Annotated in this window: 24 protein-coding genes, 1 tRNA gene and 2 pseudogenes; 10 read left to right on the plus strand and 17 right to left on the minus strand. The window is 61.9% G+C overall.

What is annotated here, in order from left to right; translation table 11 throughout:
- Positions 1 to 752: sulfite exporter TauE/SafE family protein (locus B3E94_RS01960; protein ID WP_286912129.1), on the plus strand; the 752-nt coding region annotated here is incomplete at its 5' end.
- Position 753: 1 nt separating this feature from the next.
- Here B3E94_RS01960 and B3E94_RS01965 read toward each other — a convergent pair.
- The 4 genes from B3E94_RS01965 to B3E94_RS01980 all read right to left on the minus strand — a co-directional run bounded on the left by B3E94_RS01965 (position 754) and on the right by B3E94_RS01980 (position 4,874).
- On the minus strand, positions 754 to 2,175 hold the full coding sequence (locus B3E94_RS01965; RefSeq protein WP_286912130.1) for a GGDEF domain-containing protein: 1,422 nt from the start codon (positions 2,173 to 2,175) through the stop codon (positions 754 to 756).
- Positions 2,176 to 2,314: 139 nt separating this feature from the next.
- Positions 2,315 to 4,144, minus strand: a complete 1,830-nt coding sequence (locus B3E94_RS01970) for an SLC13 family permease (protein WP_236235434.1) — start codon at positions 4,142 to 4,144, stop codon at positions 2,315 to 2,317.
- A 121-nt stretch (positions 4,145 to 4,265) separates the two neighbouring features.
- A complete protein-coding gene (locus tag B3E94_RS01975; RefSeq protein ID WP_236235433.1) occupies positions 4,266 to 4,646 on the minus strand; it encodes a glycine zipper domain-containing protein in 381 nt (126 codons plus the stop codon).
- A gap of 51 nt (positions 4,647 to 4,697) precedes the next feature.
- Positions 4,698 to 4,874, minus strand: a complete 177-nt coding sequence (locus B3E94_RS01980) for a hypothetical protein (protein WP_176515102.1) — start codon at positions 4,872 to 4,874, stop codon at positions 4,698 to 4,700.
- Between the two features lie 224 nt (positions 4,875 to 5,098).
- Here B3E94_RS01980 and B3E94_RS01985 point away from each other — a divergent pair, with 224 nt between their 5' ends.
- The 3 genes from B3E94_RS01985 to B3E94_RS01995 are packed head-to-tail and all read left to right on the plus strand — an operon-like array spanning position 5,099 to position 6,774.
- Complete coding sequence (locus B3E94_RS01985; RefSeq protein WP_286912131.1) at positions 5,099 to 6,259, plus strand: GGDEF domain-containing protein; 1,161 nt, start codon at positions 5,099 to 5,101, stop codon at positions 6,257 to 6,259.
- Between the two features lie 40 nt (positions 6,260 to 6,299).
- Entirely contained in the window at positions 6,300 to 6,650 is a 351-nt protein-coding gene (locus B3E94_RS01990) for a hypothetical protein (protein ID WP_286912132.1), read from the plus strand.
- 1 nt (position 6,651) lies between these two features.
- Positions 6,652 to 6,774 carry a hypothetical protein gene (locus tag B3E94_RS01995; RefSeq protein WP_286912133.1) on the plus strand — a complete coding sequence of 41 codons (123 nt, stop codon included), beginning with the start codon at positions 6,652 to 6,654 and terminating at the stop codon, positions 6,772 to 6,774.
- On the opposite strand, the gene B3E94_RS02000 is transcribed toward B3E94_RS01995, so the two are convergent.
- The 4 genes from B3E94_RS02000 to B3E94_RS02015 all read right to left on the minus strand — a co-directional run bounded on the left by B3E94_RS02000 (position 6,775) and on the right by B3E94_RS02015 (position 9,911).
- Complete coding sequence (locus B3E94_RS02000) at positions 6,775 to 7,542, minus strand: SDR family oxidoreductase (protein ID WP_286912134.1); 768 nt, start codon at positions 7,540 to 7,542, stop codon at positions 6,775 to 6,777.
- A 23-nt stretch (positions 7,543 to 7,565) separates the two neighbouring features.
- Positions 7,566 to 8,633 carry a phosphotransferase family protein gene (locus B3E94_RS02005; protein ID WP_286912136.1) on the minus strand — a complete coding sequence of 356 codons (1,068 nt, stop codon included), beginning with the start codon at positions 8,631 to 8,633 and terminating at the stop codon, positions 7,566 to 7,568.
- A gap of 192 nt (positions 8,634 to 8,825) precedes the next feature.
- The gene (locus B3E94_RS02010) at positions 8,826 to 9,143 is read right to left on the minus strand and encodes an SCP2 sterol-binding domain-containing protein (protein WP_012273165.1); all 318 of its coding nucleotides are present in this window, start codon (positions 9,141 to 9,143) and stop codon (positions 8,826 to 8,828) included.
- A 57-nt stretch (positions 9,144 to 9,200) separates the two neighbouring features.
- Positions 9,201 to 9,911 carry a histidine phosphatase family protein gene (locus B3E94_RS02015; RefSeq protein WP_286912137.1) on the minus strand — a complete coding sequence of 237 codons (711 nt, stop codon included), beginning with the start codon at positions 9,909 to 9,911 and terminating at the stop codon, positions 9,201 to 9,203.
- 197 nt (positions 9,912 to 10,108) lie between these two features.
- Between B3E94_RS02015 and sohB the strand changes: the two genes are divergently transcribed.
- Together sohB and B3E94_RS02025 are read left to right on the plus strand one after the other, a co-directional pair.
- Positions 10,109 to 11,128, plus strand: a complete 1,020-nt coding sequence (sohB, locus tag B3E94_RS02020; RefSeq protein ID WP_286912138.1) for a protease SohB — start codon at positions 10,109 to 10,111, stop codon at positions 11,126 to 11,128.
- Between the two features lie 153 nt (positions 11,129 to 11,281).
- Positions 11,282 to 11,355 (plus strand) — tRNA-Cys (locus B3E94_RS02025).
- Between the two features lie 96 nt (positions 11,356 to 11,451).
- On the opposite strand, the pseudogene B3E94_RS02030 reads toward B3E94_RS02025, so the two are convergent.
- From B3E94_RS02030 to B3E94_RS02040, 3 genes and pseudogenes are all read right to left on the minus strand, one after another.
- A pseudogene (locus B3E94_RS02030) lies at positions 11,452 to 12,500 on the minus strand (tyrosine-type recombinase/integrase).
- A gap of 1 nt (position 12,501) precedes the next feature.
- Positions 12,502 to 12,747, minus strand: a complete 246-nt coding sequence (locus tag B3E94_RS02035) for a DUF4224 domain-containing protein (protein ID WP_084966406.1) — start codon at positions 12,745 to 12,747, stop codon at positions 12,502 to 12,504.
- Between the two features lie 39 nt (positions 12,748 to 12,786).
- Positions 12,787 to 13,263 carry a hypothetical protein gene (locus tag B3E94_RS02040; protein WP_286912140.1) on the minus strand — a complete coding sequence of 159 codons (477 nt, stop codon included), beginning with the start codon at positions 13,261 to 13,263 and terminating at the stop codon, positions 12,787 to 12,789.
- A 413-nt stretch (positions 13,264 to 13,676) separates the two neighbouring features.
- On the opposite strand from B3E94_RS02040, the gene B3E94_RS02045 reads away from it, so the two are divergent.
- Entirely contained in the window at positions 13,677 to 13,934 is a 258-nt protein-coding gene (locus B3E94_RS02045) for a hypothetical protein (RefSeq protein WP_286912142.1), read from the plus strand.
- Between the two features lie 70 nt (positions 13,935 to 14,004).
- On the opposite strand, the gene B3E94_RS02050 is transcribed toward B3E94_RS02045, so the two are convergent.
- The 5 genes from B3E94_RS02050 to B3E94_RS02070 are packed head-to-tail and all read right to left on the minus strand — an operon-like array spanning position 14,005 to position 15,571.
- Entirely contained in the window at positions 14,005 to 14,244 is a 240-nt protein-coding gene (locus tag B3E94_RS02050) for a hypothetical protein (protein WP_286912143.1), read from the minus strand.
- Complete coding sequence (locus tag B3E94_RS02055; protein ID WP_286912145.1) at positions 14,237 to 14,635, minus strand: phage protein NinX family protein; 399 nt, start codon at positions 14,633 to 14,635, stop codon at positions 14,237 to 14,239. The genes B3E94_RS02050 and B3E94_RS02055 overlap by 8 nt, the downstream gene beginning before the upstream one ends.
- Positions 14,632 to 15,144 carry a hypothetical protein gene (locus B3E94_RS02060; protein ID WP_286912146.1) on the minus strand — a complete coding sequence of 171 codons (513 nt, stop codon included), beginning with the start codon at positions 15,142 to 15,144 and terminating at the stop codon, positions 14,632 to 14,634. The genes B3E94_RS02055 and B3E94_RS02060 overlap by 4 nt, the downstream gene beginning before the upstream one ends.
- Positions 15,141 to 15,392: a hypothetical protein gene (locus B3E94_RS02065; RefSeq protein WP_286912147.1), complete on the minus strand. Its 252-nt coding sequence runs from the start codon at positions 15,390 to 15,392 to the stop codon at positions 15,141 to 15,143. Before B3E94_RS02065 ends, B3E94_RS02060 begins: the two co-directional genes overlap by 4 nt.
- Positions 15,389 to 15,571, minus strand: a complete 183-nt coding sequence (locus tag B3E94_RS02070; protein WP_286912148.1) for a hypothetical protein — start codon at positions 15,569 to 15,571, stop codon at positions 15,389 to 15,391. The genes B3E94_RS02065 and B3E94_RS02070 overlap by 4 nt, the downstream gene beginning before the upstream one ends.
- Positions 15,572 to 16,314: 743 nt before the next feature.
- Here B3E94_RS02070 and B3E94_RS02080 point away from each other — a divergent pair.
- Entirely contained in the window at positions 16,315 to 16,824 is a 510-nt protein-coding gene (locus B3E94_RS02080) for a hypothetical protein (RefSeq protein ID WP_286912149.1), read from the plus strand.
- 60 nt (positions 16,825 to 16,884) lie between these two features.
- On the opposite strand, the pseudogene B3E94_RS02085 reads toward B3E94_RS02080, so the two are convergent.
- Positions 16,885 to 17,808, minus strand: a pseudogene (locus tag B3E94_RS02085) (DNA cytosine methyltransferase).
- A gap of 47 nt (positions 17,809 to 17,855) precedes the next feature.
- Here B3E94_RS02085 and B3E94_RS02090 point away from each other — a divergent pair.
- Positions 17,856 to 18,110, plus strand: coding sequence for a hypothetical protein (locus B3E94_RS02090; protein WP_286912150.1), 255 nt, complete (start codon positions 17,856 to 17,858; stop codon positions 18,108 to 18,110).
- A gap of 81 nt (positions 18,111 to 18,191) precedes the next feature.
- Positions 18,192 to 18,617: a hypothetical protein gene (locus B3E94_RS02095; protein ID WP_286912151.1), complete on the plus strand. Its 426-nt coding sequence runs from the start codon at positions 18,192 to 18,194 to the stop codon at positions 18,615 to 18,617.
- Positions 18,618 to 18,620: the final 3 nt, after the last annotated feature.

Raw genomic sequence — 18,620 nt, forward strand, 5'->3', positions numbered from 1 at the left:
TCGCCGTACTTTCCCTGTTCGCCTTCGCCGCCGGCCTGATCGATGCCGCCGTGGGAGGCGGTGGGCTGATCCAGATCCCGGCACTGTTCAACGTGCTGCCCAGCGCGCAACCGGCGGCCTTGCTGGGCAGCAACAAGCTGGCGTCGGTGTGCGGCACGGCCTTTGCCGCGCGATCGTTCATCCGCAAGGTGACCCTGGACTGGGGCCTGATCGTGCCGGCGGCCGTCAGTGCCTTCGTCATGTCGTTCGCAGGGGCTGCCACGGTGTCGCTGGTGCCGCCCAGCGTGATGCGCCCGGCGGTGCTGGTGATGATCGTGCTGATGGCCATCTACACCTTCTGCAAGAAGGACTTCGGCACCTTGCACGCCCCGGCCAAGATCGGCCGCAAGGAGCAGTGCCTGGCGGTGCTGATCGGCGGCGCCATCGGCTTCTACGATGGCCTGTTCGGGCCAGGCACCGGCAGCTTCCTGATCTTCCTGTTCATCCGCTTCTTCGCCCTGGACTTCCTGCACGCCTCGGCGTCGGCCAAGGTAGTCAACATCGCCACCAACCTGGCGGCGCTGGTGTTCTTCGTGCCGTCTGGCAACGTGCTGTATGCCATCGCCTTGCCAATGGCCGCGTGCAACATCCTCGGCGCCCTGACCGGCACCTGGCTGGCGGTGCGCAAGGGCGCCGGGTTCGTTCGCGGCTTGTTCCTGGTGCTGTTGTGCGTGCTGATCGCCAAGCTGTCCTGGGATTTGCTGGCCGGCTGAGTCACACCACCTGGCGCTGCGCCTCGGCCTGCTCGACGCGGTTGCGCCCGTGGGCCTTGGCGCGGTAGAGGGCGTGGTCGGCGCGCGCCATCAGCACGTCCAGGCTCGGCGCCTCGGTGTCGGCGGCGCAGCCGTCAAGGCCGATGCTCACGGTAATCTGCAGGCGCGCATCGCCGTGCACCACATGCAGGTCCTGCACCGCCCGGCGCAGGCGTTCGGCGGTGAACTGCGCGCGGTCTGGCGCCAGGCCTGGGAGGATCACCACGAATTCTTCGCCGCCCATGCGCGCCAGCAGTTCGTCCTCATGCAGCTGGTCTTGCAGGGTGCGCGCGAAGTGGCGCAGTACCTGGTCACCCACGGCATGGCCGTAGCGGTCGTTGATCGATTTGAAATGGTCGATGTCGAGCATCATCAAGGTCAGCGGCACGGCCTGGGCATGCTGCTGGCGGCTTTCGAGCAGGGCGTTGGCGCGGCGGGTGAAGGCGCTGCGGGTGAGCACGCCGGTCAGGTGATCGATGGTGGCCTGGTGCGCCAGGCGCGCGAGCAGGCTGCGGTTGGCCTGGCTGACGCAGGCGACCACCAGCGGCCCAAGCACCAGCATGGCGATGCCCAGGCGCGCCGACATCAGCGTGGTGACCCCAGGCTCGCTCTGCGGCACGCTGAAGTGCATGAGGTTCTGCGCCACGGCAACGATCAGCGTGCTGCCGGCGGTGAGCGTCAGCAGCGAAACCAGGAAGGGTGAGTAGGTCCAGGCGCACCAGAGCAGGGCGGCGATCGGGAAGGCGATGGCCCCAGGCCCGCCAAAGCCGATGCTAAACGCCAGCGAGCCCAGCAGCACCAGCAGCGGCGCCAGGCGGATCGCCTGATTGCTGCGCAGCAATGCCCGGGCCGAAGGCGCGGTCAGCAACACCGGCAGCACCAGCACGCTGGTCGAGAACTGTTCGCTGAACCAGGCCAGCCAGGTCGTGCGCAGGGACTGCTCGAACCACGGCGCGGCCACCACGCAGGCCAGGCTCGCCGCCACCATGGCGCCCGCCGCGCAGGCGCCGAACACGCTCAGCACGCCATACGGGCTGCGCATGCGCCGGTGCAGGCGGGGCAGGCGTGACAGCAGCAACCACACGGTCACCACCACGCCCAGGTTGGCCAGGTTCAGCCACAAGGCGGGCGCCCAGGCACTCCCGCACAGAAAGTCGGCCGCGACCATCGCCAGCCACACCAGGGCGAAGCCGATCACCCCGGCCTGGCGCGGATAGCGCAGCAGCACGCCGGCCAGCACCGCATTCACCGGCCAGAACAACGACAAGGATTCGATCGGCCGGGCCAGGATGCCGCCCACGGTGAGGGCGAAGGTCAGGCCGAACAGTGCAAAATAGGGCAACAGGCGCGATTGTGCTGGAAAAACCATAGGCTCGACCGACAAGCGGAGACGAAATCCAGGACAACGGCTGTAGGCACCTGGGGCAATGACACCTCAGTGTGTTTGTACAGGGTACTTGATGTCAATCTGCCGCGATCTGTAGGGATAATATCCAAATGCCACCATTGCGTGCAGGATTGTCCTACAAACCAAAGAACCAAGGCACCATCAAGACCGTCACCACCATCACCAGCAAGGTGAACGGCACACCCACCTTGACGAAGTCGCCGAAGCGGTACTGGCCGGGGCCGAGCACCAGGGTGTTCACCGGCGAGGACACCGGCGTCATGAACGCCGCCGAGGCCGCCAGGGCCACGGTCATGGCGAACGGGTAGGGCGACAGGCCCAGTTGCGTGGCCGTGCTGATCGCCACCGGTGCCATCAGCACCGCGGTGGCGGTGTTGGAGATGAACAGGCCGATCACCGCCGTGACCATGAACAGGCAGGCCAGCATGGCGATCGGCCCGGCGCCGCCGAGCACGCTGACCAGCCCGCCTACTGCCAGGTCGATGCCGCCGGTTTTCTGCAAGGCCTGGGCAAACGGCAGCATGCCGACGATCAGCACCAGGCTTTGCCAGTGGATGGCCCGGTAGGCGCTGTTCATGTCGATGCAGCGCCCGGCGCCCATCAGCAGGCAGCCGATCAGCGCGGCAATCACATTGGGCACCGCGCCGCTGACCATCAGCCCGACCATCACCGCCAGGCTGATCAACGCATAAGGCGCGCGGGTGCGGGCCGGGGCAACCTGGTCGATCTCGGCCGGCAGGCTCAGCACCAGAAAGTCCTTGGGCTGGCTCTGCAGCAGGCGCACGGCCTTCCATGGGCCGACCACCAGCAGGGTGTCACCCAGGCGCAGCTTTTCTTCCACCAACTGCTCCTCGATCGCCGCCTGATCACGGCGCAGGCCGACCACGTTGAGGTCGTAGCGGGTGCGAAAGGCCAGTTCGAGGATGCTCTTGCCGATCAGCTTGGAGCCTGGCGGCAGGGAAACCTCGGCCATGCCCAGCTCCTGGGACTGGTCGATGAAATAGGCCGCCTTGAAGTGCAACGGCTCCAGCTGCATGGTCTGGCACAGGCTGCGCAGGTCGTCGCGGTTGGCGAACAGGTCGAGCAGCAGCACATCGCCCTGGTGCAGCACGGTGCTGGAATCGGCGGCAATCACCCGGGTGGTGAACTTGTGCTGGCGCTCGATGCCGATCACGTTGGCGCCATGCCGGGTGCGCAGCTCCAGCTCGCCCAGGGTATGGCCGATCAGCGGCGACTGTGGGCGGATCCGCAGGCGCCGCTCGCGGCCATTGAGCTTGTAGTCGAGCACCAGGTCGAGCAGGGTGCGGCGGGTTTCCACCCGGCCATCCTTGCGCACTTCGCCATTGAGCCAGTGGCGGGTCAGCAGCATGTAGCCGACGCCCAGCACCAGCACCACCAGGCCGAACGGGGTAAAGCTGAAGAAGCTGAAACCGGGCAAGCCATGGCGCACCAGCTCGCTGTGCACCACCACGTTGGGCGGCGTGGCCACCAGGCTGAGCATGCCGCTGATCAGGCCGGCGAAGCTCAGCGGCATCATCAGCCGGCTGGGGGAAATCTTCAGGCGTGCGGCGATGCTCAGCACCACCGGGATGAAGATCGCCACCACGCCGGTCGAGCTCATCACCGAGCCCAGCCCGGCCACCGACACCATCAGCAACACCAGCAGGCGCGCCTCGCTGTTGCCGGCGCGTTCACTCATCCATTCGCCGATGCGGTAGGCGATGCCGGTGCGCACCAGCCCCTCGCCGATCACGAACAGCGCGGCGATCAGCACCACGTTGGGGTCGCTGAAGCCGGCCAGGGCCTGTTCCACGGTGAGGATGCCCGACAAGGGCAGGGCGAGGATCACCAGCAGGGCGACCACATCCATGCGCGGGCGGTTGATGACGAAGAGGACGACGACGACGGCCAGCAGGCCGAGGACCCAGAGCAATTCCTGGTTCATGGGGCGGGGATGTTCCTTCACACAAGGGGCACAGTAGACAGTAGCAGCCAGTGTGGCAGGTGCAGGTGAAGGTGGTATTGATGAACATCAGGGCCGCGAGGCGGCCCTGAGTGCGCCGCCATCAGTGGTGGCGGTGGTGCTTCTTGCTATTGCTGCCCATGTGGTTGCCCAGGGCGCTGCCGGCTGCGCCGCCCAGGCCGGCACCGATGGTCGAGCCGGACGAGCCGCCGACCTTGCGGCCAATCACCGAACCGCCGGCCGAACCCAGGCCGCCGCCGATGGCCGCTTCGGTGCGGTTGCCTTTGTTGGCGCCTACCGCACCGGCCGCGGCGCCGCCCAGGCCGGCGCCGATGGCCGCGCCGGTGCTGCCACCGATTTGCTGGCCGACCACGTTACCCAGGGCACCCCCCAGGCCACCGCCAATGGCGGCGCTGCCGTCACCGGCGAAAGCGCCCTGGCACAAGAGCAGGCCAAGGGCAAGGGAAGGCAAAGTCAGACGCATGATAGAAGCCTCGGAAAAATCATCAGGTTGTAAGTGGATTGAAAAGACGTCTTAGCGGTAGTCGCGGTCACGGTAGCGATTGTCATCGTCGCGCTCGTAGCGCGGGTGGTGACGATGGTCACGATCGCCATCGCGCCAGCCATCGTCGTCATCGTGGTAACGGTGGTGGTGGCAGCCGGCAACCAACAGGAAGGCGGCGATCAGCGAGCAGCTTGCAAGGCGGGTCATCACGATATAGGTCCTTGATCCGCATAGGTTTACGGGGCACTGCCTGAGACTGGAAACGATCCATTTTGTTTCCGGGAGGGTGGTTTTTTTGTTGCGTGGACGATGAACGGCGTGCCTTGCGGCTGCTGTTCTGTCCCGTTCGGTCATGGCCGCCGCGCGCCTTGGCCCATAGACTGCTGGGCAGGCCGCACTGAAGACGGCTAGCTGCCACACGGTGAATCACGATGATCGCCCACACCCCCACGCTGTTCGCAGCCGTTGCCCTGGTGGCAACCATCCTCGCTTTCTGCCTGCTGCTGGTCGGCCCGTCGAATCGGCGTAACGATGTGTGGCTGACCGGCTGCGGGCTGCTTGCCCATGCCTTGGCCTACGTCTGTTACACCGTGTATGGCCATGCGCCGCTGTGGCTGAGCTATGGCGTGGGCAACAGTTTGCTGTCGCTGGCGCTGGCGTTCTATTCGGCGAGCCTGTTCCGCGTGCGCGAACAGGCCATGCCGTGGCGGCTGATCTTCATCATCCCGGCGTGCATGCTGGTGGGCCTGATGCTGCTGCTCGACACCCTGGAGCCGCGCATGTTGCTGGCGACTTTGGTGTTGATGCTGCAGTGCGCGCTGATCCTGTACTGGGCGCGGCGTTACGCCGAGCGCCCGGGCAGGGCGCACCTGTTGCTGGAAATCGGTGCGCTGATCAGCCTGGTGGGCCTGGGCATGCGTGCCGTGGCGGTGCTAGGCGGCACCGCCGTGGAGATGCGCTACGACACCAGCAACCTCAAGCAGAGCATTTCCGTGGCGATCGGCACGGTCACGGTGATGATGTATTCGATCGGCCTGGTGCTGATGGCCAAGGAGCGCAGCGAGGCGCGCCTGCAGCACCTGGCCTTGCGCGATGTGCTGACCGGCGCCTTCAACCGCCGGGCGATTCTGGAGCGCTTTGCCGTGGCCCTGGACCGCGCCCGCGGCGAGCAGAGCCACCTGGCGGTGGCCATGATCGACATCGACCATTTCAAGCGCATCAACGACCTGTACGGCCACCTGGCCGGTGACGAGGTGCTGTGCCATTGCGTGCGCCAGTTGCAGCAGCGCATGCGCCAGGGCGACAGCATGGGCCGCTACGGTGGCGAGGAGTTTCTGCTGCTGTTGCCGCATGCCGACCGCGACGGCGCATTGCAGGCGCTGCAGGCGTTGCGCGAGGCCATCGCGACGAGCCCGGCGCATTTTGCCGGCGACGAGATTGCGCTGCGTTTCAGTGTTGGCCTGTGGTGCGGCATACCTGGCCCGCATGACAGCACCGCAAGCCTGTTGGCCCAGGCCGATGCGGCGCTGTACCAGGCCAAGGCAGCGGGGCGCAATGCGGTGCGCATGGCGGCGTTGGTCGGGGCCGGATGAAGTGCTAGAGTCGCTTTCTTTTTTGCCCCGAGGATGGAACATGCGAGCAATTTTGCCGATGGCTGCGGCACTGGTGTTGGTCGGTTGCGCTAGCGCGACCATGGACGCGGCCCGTGGCGGCAAGCCGGCTGCGCAACTGGCCTCGCAGAAGGCGCCGGAGCTGGTGGCGCAGTGCATCCAGTTCAGCTGGCAGAAGGAAGAGGTGTTCGGCGATGACGCCAGCGGCTACCTGGAGCCTCGCAAGCAGGGCGGCCTGACTGTTTATACCCGCGAAGCCGAGTCGTTCGTCGATGTGTACCCGCAGGCGGGCGGCACTCGGGTGGATTACTACGCACAGAAAAACGATGGCGTTGCCCTGCAGCGCCGGGCCGCAGCGGCCACCTGCCTGTAAGGTGCGCCGAGCTGTTGGTCGAGGCCAGGAGCATCTGTCCGAAACCCATGGCCTGCAACTGACCGGCCTGGTGGAGCACCAGCGCCTGCCGCTGAGCTACACCCTGCAGGCGATCAAGGCCTGATCAGGACAGGTAGCCGCCGTCGACGTTGAGCGCGGTGCCGGTGGTGTAGCTGGACGCTTCGCTGGCCAGGTACAGCACGGCGCCGGCCATTTCCTTGGGATCGGCCACGCGCTTGAGCGGGATCTGCTGCAGCGCACCCTTGAGGATCGCGTCGTTCTTCACCAGCGCCGAGGCGAACTTGGTGTCGGTCAGGCCCGGCAGCAGGGCGTTGCAGCGGATGCCGAACTGCGCGCACTCCTTGGCGAAGACTTTGGTCATGTTGATCACCGCCGCCTTGGTCACCGAATAGATGCCCTGGAAGTGCCCGGGTGATACGCCGTTGATCGACGCCACGTTGATGATGCTGCCGCCGCCGTTCTCGCGCATCAGCTTGCCGGCTTCCACCGACATGAAGAAGTAGCCGCGGATGTTCACGTCGACGGTCTTCTGGAAGGCGCTGGGGTCGGTGTCCAGCACGTTGCAGAACTGCGGGTTGGTGGCGGCGTTGTTGACCAGCACGTCCAGGCGGCCGAATTGCTCGCGGATGGCGGCGAAGGCCTGCTGGATCTGCTCCAGCTCACCGATGTGGCAGGCAATCGCCGTGGCCTTGCCGCCGGCGGCGATGATCGCCTCGGCCACCTGCTGGCAGCCCTCGAGCTTGCGGCTGGAAACGATCACATGGGCACCTTGCTGGGCCAGCAGGTGGGCAATGGCCTCGCCGATGCCGCGGCTGGCACCGGAGACGAAAGCGACCTTGCCGTCGAGGTCGAACAGGTGAGTCTTGGACATGCTGTTTTCCTTGTTGTCTGTCGTCAGAGCGTGGACTTGCCGATGACCTGCAGGCTCATCTGCTCCAGCAGCCGGTTCATGTGGATGAACTGGGCGAAGCGTTTGTCCTGGGTCTGGCCGTGGTAGAAGCGGTAGTAGATCTGCTGCACGATGCCGGCCAGGCGGAACAGGCCGTAGCAATAGTAGTAATCGAAGTTGTCCAGGGTGATGCCGGCGCGCTCGGCGTAGTAGTCGACGAACTGGCGGCGGCTGAGCATGCCTGGGGCGTTGCTTGGCTGGCGGCGCATCAGCTGCACCGGCGCCGGGTCGCTGGCCTCGATCCAGTAGGCCAGGCTGTTGCCCAGGTCCATCAGCGGGTCGCCGATCGTGGCCATTTCCCAGTCAAGCACGCCGATGATGCGCATCGGGTTGTCGGCATCGAGGATCACGTTGTCGAAGCGGTAGTCGTTGTGCACGATGCCCGGGCGTGGGTGGTCGGCCGGCATCTTTTCGCGCAGCCAGGCAATGACCTGCTCCCAGCGTGGCGCGTCGGGGGTCAGGGCTTTTTCGTAACGGCTGGTCCAGCCTTCGATCTGGCGCTGCACGTAGCCTTCGGGCTTGCCCAGGTCGGCCAGGCCGCAGGCGTTGTAGTCGACCTGGTGCAGCTCCACCAGGCGGTCGATGAAGCTTTTGCACAGCGCTTCGGTGCGCGTGGCATCCAGGCCCAGTTCGGCCGGGATGTCCGAGCGCAGGATGATGCCCTTGACCCGCTCCATCACGTAGAACTCGCCGCCGATCAGGGTTTCATCGGTGCAGTGTGCGTAGGCCTTGGGGCAGTAGGGGAAACCGTTGTTGAGCTGGTTGAGGATGCGGAACTCGCGGCCCATGTCGTGGGCCGACTTGGCTTTCTGGCCGAACGGCGGGCGGCGCAGCACGTACTCGTGGCCCGGGTAGGCGACCAGGTAGGTCAGGTTGGACGCGCCACCTGGAAACTGGCTGATCTTCGGGGTGCCAACAAGGCCCGGGATGTGGGCCTTGAGGTAAGGATCGATGACGGCCGCGTCGAGTTCTTCGCCGGGGCGTACCTGGGTGGACTGGTCGGTGAGCGTCATGCGTTTTCCTTATTTTCTAGCGCAAGGACTATTGGCTAATCTAATGGTCTTGCTGCGCTGGAACAAGCGTGCCAGGTGCCATATAGGTGTGGGTGTTGCTGGCCGATCACTGCACCGAATGCCGCGGGCAGGGCAAAAAAAAACCGAAGCCGGTCAGGCTTCGGTTTTCGTCTCGCTCGGTGTGCCCGTCACTCAGGAAGGGAACAGCTCGCTGAGCTTCATCGACAGCATCATGTCGCCTTCGACGCGCAGCTTGCCGCCCATGAAGGCCTGCATGCCGTCGGTTTCGCCGCTGACGATGCCCTTGAGGGTTTCGCTGTCCATGACCAGGGTGCAGTTGGCGTCCGGGTTTTCACCTTCCTGCAGGTCGCAGGTGCCGTCCTTGACGATCAGGGCGTACTTCTTGCCTTCGTCGGTGATGTCGAAGCCGAACACCAGGTCCAGGCCGGCAGCAGCGGCTGGGTTGAACTTCTCTTGCATCTTTTTAACGGCATCAGCTACGGAGGTCATGGTGCATTCCTTATAGAGTGATATTCACGTCCACGCAGGGACAACAACAGGCCGGGCTCAGCGATAAGTGATGAGCTCCGGCACCTTCAACAGCTGCACATGGGCTTGGCTGTTGAAGGAGGCCAGTGCCACGTCGCGGCCGCGGAACTTCAGCTGGCTGAGCGACGTGTTGATGATTTGCCAGTTCAGCGCGAAGGCTTGGCTGGGGGTAATACCGGTAACCAGGTGGAGCAGGGCGGCAATGGTACCGCCGGAGGTGAACACGGCGATGTTGTCGCCGCTGCCGGCGTTGTCCAGCACACGCTGCAGGCCGGCTTGCACCCGAGCGGTAAATGCCTGCCAGGTCTCCAGGCCATCGTCGGCATGCTCGCCGGCGTGCCAGCGCTGCACCATCAGGGCGAACAGGCGCTGGAACTCGCTGCGGTTTTGCGCGCCATTGCGCAGGATCTCTCGCGCATTCGGCTCATCGGCCAGCAGGCCCGGCAGCAGTGCGCGGATCACACCGTCGGCATCGAACTCATTGAATGCCGGGTCGGTCTCAATGGCCGGTACTGCGCTGCCGTTGCCGTGCATCGTCTCCAGCGCGAGCCGGGCAGTGTCCTGCTGGCGGCGCAGGTCGCCGGCCACACAGCGGTCCAGGCGCAAGCCGAGCGCGGCCATGTGGTCGCCCAATGCCTGGCTCTGGCGAATGCCCAGCGGCGACAGGACGTCGTAGTCGTCGGCACCGAAGGAGGCTTGGCCATGTCGGATCAGGTAGAGGTTGCCCACGAAAGTATCCGGCCGCTTGAAGATTGCTGCGAGGTTAGGATGCGCCACACGGGCTGTCAACGAAAAAACATACAAGCGTTTGAAAAGGTTGTTTGAACTGTGTTGCCGCCCTTTGCCTCGGCTGGCAGCGTCATCAGAGCCCCGGTATGCTAGCTAAAGTTTCGCGCCGTCATGGCGCTGGTTCATAAGGAGTCAACGTGGAGTTTCTTGCCGAATACGCAAGCTTTCTCGCTAAAACAGCCACCCTGGTAATTGCCATCCTGGTGGTGCTGTCGGCCATCGCCGGCCTGCGCAGTAAAGGGCGGCGCAAGGCGGGTGGGCAACTGCAGGTCACCCGCCTCAACGAGTTCTATAAAGAGCTGCGCGAGCGCCTGGAGGCCGGGCTGCTCGACAAGGCCCAGCTCAAGGCCTTGCGCAAGCAGCAGGCGAAGAAGGAAAAGCAGCAGAAGAAGGCCAAGGCCGAGGAAAAGGGCCGGGTATTCGTGCTCGACTTCGATGGCGATATCAAAGCCTCCGCCACCGAAAGCCTGCGCAACGAAATCACCGCACTGCTGACCCTCGCCAATTCGCGCGACGAAGTGGTGCTGCGCCTGGAAAGCGGCGGTGGCCTGGTGCACAGCTACGGCCTTGCCGCTTCCCAGCTGGCGCGCATCCGCGAGGCCGGCATCCCGCTGACCGTGTGCATCGACAAGGTGGCCGCCAGCGGCGGCTACATGATGGCCTGTATCGGCGAGAAGATCGTCAGTGCCCCGTTCGCCGTCCTGGGTTCGATTGGCGTGGTGGCGCAGTTGCCCAACGTCAACCGCCTGCTGAAAAAGCATGACATCGACTTCGAGGTGCTCACCGCCGGTGAGTACAAGCGCACCCTGACCGTATTCGGCGAGAACACCGAGAAGGGCCGGGAGAAGTTCCAGGAAGACCTGGATATCACCCACCAGCTGTTCAAGGACTTCGTCGCCCGCTACCGCCCGCAGTTGCACATCGACGAGGTGGCCACCGGTGAAGTCTGGCTGGGCGTCGCCGCGCTTAACCGCAAACTGGTGGACCAGCTGCAGACCAGCGACGAATACCTCAGCGAGCGTGCCCGCAACGCCAACCTGTTCCACTTGCACTACGCCGAACGCAAGAGCTTGCAGGAGCGCATCGGCATGGCCGCCAGCGGCACGCTGGAGAACACCCTGGTGGGCTTGTGGAGTAAACTCGGCCGCTTGCGCTAAACCCTTGAACCCCTTGAATATTTTTTTTGATCAGGGGGTTGCAAGGTGTGCCGAATGCAGACATAATGCGCCCATCGAAACGCAGCGAACTTTGAAAAAGGTTCAGTGTTTCAAGGAGATAGCAAAGCGAAAGCCGCTAACTCCGAACTTTGAGGCCGAGTAGCAAAGTGGTTATGCTCCGGATTGCAAATCCGTCTACGCCGGTTCGATTCCGACCTCGGCCTCCACATTCGAAAGCCCCGCAGATTAACGTCTGCGGGGTTTTTCTTTATGGGTCAAAAGAGCCATGAGTTCCGAAACTAAAGGCGTGGGGTTCCGAAACTTCATCCTTTCGAGGGTTTTGCGATGGCGCCGACGCGGCGGTAAACGCGCTCGGTGATTCCCTCTTTCGAATGGCCCAGCAGCACGCTTGCATCGCTCAGATCGGTGATCTCCGAAGCCGCCTTGGGTCTGATATCGCGGAACTGGAACTGGGCGATTCGATTGGCCAGGTCTGGCTTCTTCTCGACTTCGGCCTTCACCCTGGCATCCTCTCGCGCATCGGCCCACCGGTTGCGCAACATCGGCCAGCTCGTGCGCTTGCCGTGCTCATTGACGATGAAGAACGGCGACAGGTGCTCGCTGGTCCTGCGCATGATCCGCTCGAGCAGCAGGCCCAGGCTGTTCTTCACGCCATTCGCTTCCAGGACGATCCTCAGTCGCTTACCGGTCTTGCCTTGGCTGACCAGCAGGTAGATCCCTTCCATATCGTTCTTCCGCATGGACAGCACGTCCGACGGCCGCTGGCCGGTCAGGTACGCGAGGTCCATCGAATCCTTCAGCTCCGGTGGGGCCTCCTCATACACTGGCTGCCACACCGTTGCATTGGCGTAGAAGTCGCGCGGTTTCTCCTTGTTCTTCCTCACGCCCAGGCACGGGTTGTCCCGGGTGAGCCCCCATTCCCTCGCAGTGTTGAAAACATGGGAGAGCAGGGCGATTTCCCTGTTTGCCCTGGTTTTTGCCGATCGCGAATCGCGGTACTGCGCGATCATGGCCGGCGTGATGGCGTCGATCGGCGCCGGATCGAACACGGCGCGCAGTTGCTTGAGCTCGTAGATGTTGTCCTTCTGGGTCCTGGCGGCCTTGCCCGGATGATCTTGCGCTCGTACTCGTCGAAGATTCCCTTCATCGTCTTCAATTCGGCCGGCGTGGCCTTGGCTTCGAGGTCGGCCCACTTCAGCTTGGCCTGCACCAGGTCGGTACCGAGAGGTAATTCCTTGCCCGCCTGGTCGCGGTAGTAGTACCCGACCCACACTTTTCCGTTCTTCCTGGTGCGCTTGCGCCGGTACATGCCCGGCGGCAGGTCGCGGTTCTCGGTACTTCTGGGTCGCATTTCACTTTACTCGGGAAAAGTCAGGGGTCCAGGCTGGCGCCGGGGGTGGTACTGCAGCGACTGGCACGGTGTCGATCACAACGCCGCTGAGCTTCTGGCGGGCGTACTGGCGGCCAACCAGGGGTCGGCCGCCGCGGCTTTCGACAAAGTGCCAGCCTTTTTCTGTGAGCCAACGGCGCTGCCACGCCCGGGGTTTGTAGCCGGTGATCGCCACCAGCTCTTCGTCCGAAAGGATCTCGGTTTCCATGGGATGATCTCCACGCCGCCGGTGGCGGCAGGTTGGTGGTCAGGCGCGATGCACACGGATCAAGGCGCGGGCATGATCGAGGGAGGCCAGGTGTTCGTCCTCTACGCCGATCTGCCCATTGGCGTCAGGAGTTGTCACGGTGACCAGGTGTTCAAGGGCTGCTACAAGGTCATCGCGTTGCTGGCCCTCGGCCCGGCCGAAATCCCAGAACTGCTGTCCCCAATGGCCGGCTGGCGGCGGGTTGCTGTTCTGCTTGCCTATGGCCATGGCGCCGATAGCCAGGTCGCACACGGCCTGCTTGTAGTTGTTGGCGCCGTCGATGCTCAGGCCTTGGCGGCGGAGGGCATCGAGGGCGTTGTTCAGATCTGCTTCGGGGGACGGGAGAACCAGGTCGAAATCGTCCTTGCCAGGCCGGCAGGCGATGACGAATAGCTCGCAGCCTTCGGGCAGGTGCTGGGCCATTCCGGAGATGCCTTCGATGGCGGCGTCGCGGAGTAGCGCTTTTGTGTCGTGCATAGGTCATCCTCGCCCGCGCATGTCGGCGGGCTTGAGTAGTGGTTGGGTGTGACCATTTCGGCGGGATCAGGTCATGGTTTCGTCGCGAGAGGAAGTCGAAGCGGTGAAGAAAGTCCAGTCGCGTGGGAATGGTGCTATCGTTCTGAGATCACCATGCGCTAGGGCAATGGCCGTGTTCACTGCTATCTCTATGATTGGATGTACAAATTGCGAGGTCTCGGATTGCAACTTCGAGGATGTTGATGTTGGAGTCAATCTTACTGACACTGTAGGAGCCAAGATCTCGAATATGAGAGTTACTGGGGGCGTGGCGGTGAAAGGAGTTCGAGTTAAAAGACTTCGCGCCGAAAATGTGAGGCACATATTTATCCCTTCGCCTTCAACTTTGGCTATCACTATCAGGAGAATCAATAATGGCTATGTTTGAATTGGAAGATTCTGATGAAGTGAACCTTGAAAAGTGCAAGACGGACGGTGAGACTCTGCTCAAAGGGAAGAAAATCAAAAATGTTGATGTCTTTGACTGTGAGGTTAAAAAGTCAGTTGCTCCCTCTGAATCACAGAGCAGCCGTACTGGTAAAATTATGGCGAAATCGTTTAGCTGGATTATGGGAGTAGTTGCTACCGTTATCGGAGGGTTGTTACTAGCTTGGATTCTGGCCAGCAAGTAAAGCAGCCGAAGTTCGGTGAGTTAGCGCGGCCCCCTGTAGATCAGGTAGGCCATGTACATCAGGGGGAGGATCATGGCTGGGCCTCCATTGCCAGGTCGATAGCCTGGCGATTCTGCTCTTGGCTAGGCTGAAAGTCGCCAGGGCCTTCGAGGTGAATGCACTCGTACTTTGCGTCTGGCCAGATACCTTCCTGCACGTAGAGCTCGTAGAAGAAGGTACCCCGGCAGTTGGTGCCCATCCCTTCCAAAACCACCTGCCGGCCTCGCGCCAAGATGAAGTCCAGGCGCTGAGTATCGTTGAAATCAGCCATTGATCAGCTCCTTCGGCACCTGGACGGTATCGCCGAGCATGTGGTGCACGAAGCCGCGGCAGAACGCGACCAGAGGGGTGGGGCCGTAGAGCCAGATCCCGGCACCGGCTGGGCCGCCGCTGTAGCAGGCCTCCTCGGCCAGGCCGGGAGAGTGCTGAGTGCTGCCGCGGTGCTTGTCGATCAGCGGGCCGCCTTGCTCCCAGTTGGCGGATGGGCGATAGCCGAAGCCTTCAGCGGCACCACGGATGCTGACACTGGTCGGGTCGTCCTCGGCGCGCCAGATTGTCGTGCGACGGCGTGGGTCTGAGTTGAAGCCCTCGGCCATGGCCACTGCCCAGTCCAGCGGCGCGCCGATCAGCCTGGCTGTCCTCACTTCGATCAGGTCTGTCATCTCTGCACCGCCTGCCTGAAAGGCCCCTTGTTGGTCACTAGCCCCTTCCGCTTCAGGCGCCGGCAGGCCTTGCTGATCTCCTCGCGAGACTCGCGGATGGTGCCGCGCATGGCGTGCGCAGTTGAGCCTTCGATGCCAAGCAAGTGTCCCAGGACTCGCTCATCTGTCCCGCCGTCGAGCATCCCTTGGCCATACTTGGCTGCCACCGTGGCCACTGCCAAGCGCAGGGCGTTTCGCCGAGCGCCGGGGTTGTCTGCGTGGGGCACCTCGCTTTTTTTGAAGCCGACATACGGCACATGGGCGGTAGCCCGAGCGAGGTGATGCAGGCAGCAGATGTCCATCCTGAGCTTCGCGATGATCAGCATCGTCTGGCGGTCATCCTGTGTCGGCAGCCAAGCCTCCCGGCCTGTCTCGAGGTCGTCGTAGTAGAAGGCGTCGCTGCCGCGCCGGTACTCCAGCACGAATCCCATGGCCTTGGCCGACAGCTTGATAATGTCTTCATCTGTCACAGTTCATACCTCTCATCAATCCAGCGCCCAGGCGCCAGTGCGGCTGTAGGTTCGGGTTGGGTTTCGTGCGGGGAGAGCTGGCGCTGGTTGCCAGCCTGCAGCTGGCTGTCGGGGATGCAGCTGATGCCGACCCCATTGAGCAGGTAGCAGGTGACGCCGCGCTGGCTGTCGTGCTGCACGTCGATGACGTTCTCGGTTGCGCTGGTGCCGGTGGTCAGCAGCAGGAAGCAGAGGGCGAGGCGGGTCATTTGGCTACCGTCCTTTCGATGCGGTCGACGATTCTTCGTTGCTCAACGTGAACTAGGTCCTGCTGTTCATCTGTCAGGTCATCGAAGTGCTGGGATGTCAGGGGCTCAGCGTTTTGAACAATGGCTGCGAACCATTGGCGGGTCCGCATCGTTGCCTGCTTTCTTTCTTCTCGGGTCATGGCTTCACCTCACGGCGCGCCCACTGCACATGCGGGCCGTCTTCCGTGTCGAAGATGCCCATTAGGAACCACTCTGGGCCAGGCGGTTCAGGCTCCCACCCGTTGCAATGGGCCGCACCATCCCAGCAGGGGTGGAAGTCCAGCTCTGCGTCCATATCCCAGGTCTTCAGCTCCAGCCCTTGCTCAGCTGCCCATCCCTTGAAGGGGGTCGGGTCTTCCGTTCCGCCAAAGTCAGGGATGCCTGGGTGGCACCACTACCCGTTTTCGTCGCGCGCAACAGGGGCCGGCTGGATCAATTGCTTTTCTTCAGGCATGACTTCGTCCTTGGCCGCCATATCGCGGCAGTGAATAGAGGTAGAGGGGTTACAGCTGGGTGGAGTACATATGTGCTAAACAATCACTGATTCCGAATCTGCGATTTTTTTAGCTTGGCATGACGCCTGTCGGTATAATTAAATTCCCTTGAAAGGAGTCTGAAAATGGGCTGCTGTACACTTTGCAAGTCTGAAGCTGACCTGATTGATAGCCATCTCATTCCAAAGTCCGCATATAAACATTTGCGAGGGTTGCCTGGAAACGGGGGAGGCTCACCGATAAGAACCGATGGCGGGCAGGGCACTGCCTCTCAATCGGACCTCCAAATTACGCAATATTTGCTATGTAGAGTGTGTGAAGATCTTTTTTCAAAGCATGGTGAAAAGTTTATTGGGCGGCTCTGGGGGACTCGCTCAGGTTTTCTTCTGGTGGACCAGCTGCTGGCCTGTGAAGTGCGAGGGTCCCATGAAGGGTATAGCCTCCATGACCACTCAGGCCTTGATAGGAAAGACGTGGATGGGCTAATTTACTTTGCGTTAAGTATATTTTGGCGTGCGCATGTCTGGAACTGGGCTGGTAAGACGGACCCATACAAGAAAGCCTTAGGTCAAAAGTACGAACAAGAAATAAGAAGGTTCTTGCTCGGGCTGCAATCACTGAGCGATATGTTGCTCATGGTAAATGTAAATACCAATCCTGAACTAAATTCTTTCGCAAGGCTGCCTCAGGCCTATCGCAAAGATGGAGTGACTCACCATGTGTTTTCGCTGCTAGGTATTGAGTTCTCTTTGTTTCTAGGTGGTTCAATCAGTCGCGAGCAACGATCTTTGATGGGCAAGATAAAGTCCTGTTTGCGACAAGCGATATCGCAAAGACAAATGTTTTTAATGGGCTGTCGCAATTTGTTCAAGCTAAAGTTGCTGTTAAAGGCAAATTGAAAGACAAAATGCCCATCAGAGCCAGAAGCTCGACCTCCTAGGCCTTGCGATTCTTTTTACTCATGCTGCCCGAAGCAGGGCCTCGATAACCCGCTGACCTGTCAGCGGCGGAACAGCATTACCGGCCATGTGCATGGTCAGCCGGTGATTGTCCGGGCGCAGGGTGTCAGCCGGGAACGACATCGCGGCCAGAGCCTCGCTGGCGCTGAGCATGCGCATCCGGTCACCGTCGACTAGCGCCCAGCGGTCCAGGGTGGTTATGGTGCCGATCGGCCGGTTGATGCCGCGCCCGGTGGTGCCTGAGCCCTTGCCGTAGTAGGGCATGATGAACCGGTCTCCGAAGCGCCGGCGGCCGTTGCGCACCCGCTCCAGAATGGCCTGGGCCCGGCCTGGTTTCTCGATCGGCGACCAGCGCCCGGCGTCGTAGTAGAGGAAGCTGGCGGCCGGGACATGCCGCTCGCTCGGCAGTTGCAGCATGAGCGGCGCTTTGCTGCGTGTCAGGACCATAAACAGGCGCACCCGATTCTGCGGCACTCCGAGGTCTGCGCAGTCGACAATGTGCGGCGCAGCCTGATAGTCCAGCGCCTGAACAGCTTGCAACCAGGCCGGGTAGAGCACCCAGTCGGTGAACTCCGGCACGTTCTAGATCACTGCCGCCTGCGGCCGGTGGAACTCAAGGGCCGACACTGGCGCCCAGGCCGTGGATCGTGATGCGTCATGCTCGGGGTTGCCAGACTTCTTACCGCGAGCCTTGGCGTGGCCCTGGCAGCAGGGTGAAGCCAGCAGGATGTCGTGTGCTGGCACCTGCTCTCACCGGACCTGGTGCAGGTCCTGGCAAACGTGCTGCGTTTCGGGGTGGTTGGCGCTGTGCCATTCGACGGCCACAGGCCAGTGGTTTGCCGCCCAGAGAACCTGGACACCTGCGGCGCGTGCGCCGGTGCTCCATCCGCCAAGGCCGGCGAACAGGTCGATTGCTGTGGGCATGGTGATGGCCCACCCGGTATATTCCGGCGCAAATTGAAGGAGGGGGTATGGATTTAAAAACTTTGCTGATAGGCATCTCTGCTGTAACAGGAGTCGCATCAGCCGTGCTTTGGGTATTTTCAGCAACTGCGCATGTCCCTTACGAAGCCCGCTACCACGATGATGGATCCCCGGTCGGGACGGTAAGTGACGGCAAAACTGATTTCATTCTCACTGCTGAAAAGCAGGGGCGCTTCAATGCCTGGGCTGCCGGTGCCGCGTCGGTTACTGCGGCTCTGCAGGCAATCGTCATCATGCTTTGACTTCGATACACCGCCCTCGCCGGGGAGGCGGTGTTTGAGGTAGCATCAGCTTAATCGCAGCGATTTTGAGGGATGCAAAAAATGGAAGAGAAAATTAAGGAAGAAATTAAAGACAGATATCGGAAGTATCTGCCGGGGTATATTCTTGTAAATCATAATCGTCGCGATAATAAAGGCTCAGTTGATTTTTCTCTGGATGGCAAGACTGCACTTGCCATCTATCAGGTTTTGAGTAATGGTCGTATCTACATTTCTCATGGCCCTGAGGATCATGTTCAGGGGGGGCTTGATCTTTACTGGAGGCCTGCTGATGACCCTCTTTTTGGTATGAAGTCATGCTGTAAGTTTGGAATGGAGAAGTTCGGTTATGGCGGTACTGATTTCAAAATATTGAATTCTAAAACAGCAAGCCAGCAGCATTGGATCGACTGTCGGTGTTCAAGCTGCGGTAGTGAATGGCGTTACGACCAAAGAAACCCGCCGGCGAAGTGGGTAAAAATCCTCTAATTC

Origin of the sequence: Pseudomonas sp. UBA6315 (assembly GCF_002438125.1) — a bacterium.
Taxonomy (GTDB): domain Bacteria; phylum Pseudomonadota; class Gammaproteobacteria; order Pseudomonadales; family Pseudomonadaceae; genus Aquipseudomonas; species Aquipseudomonas faucium.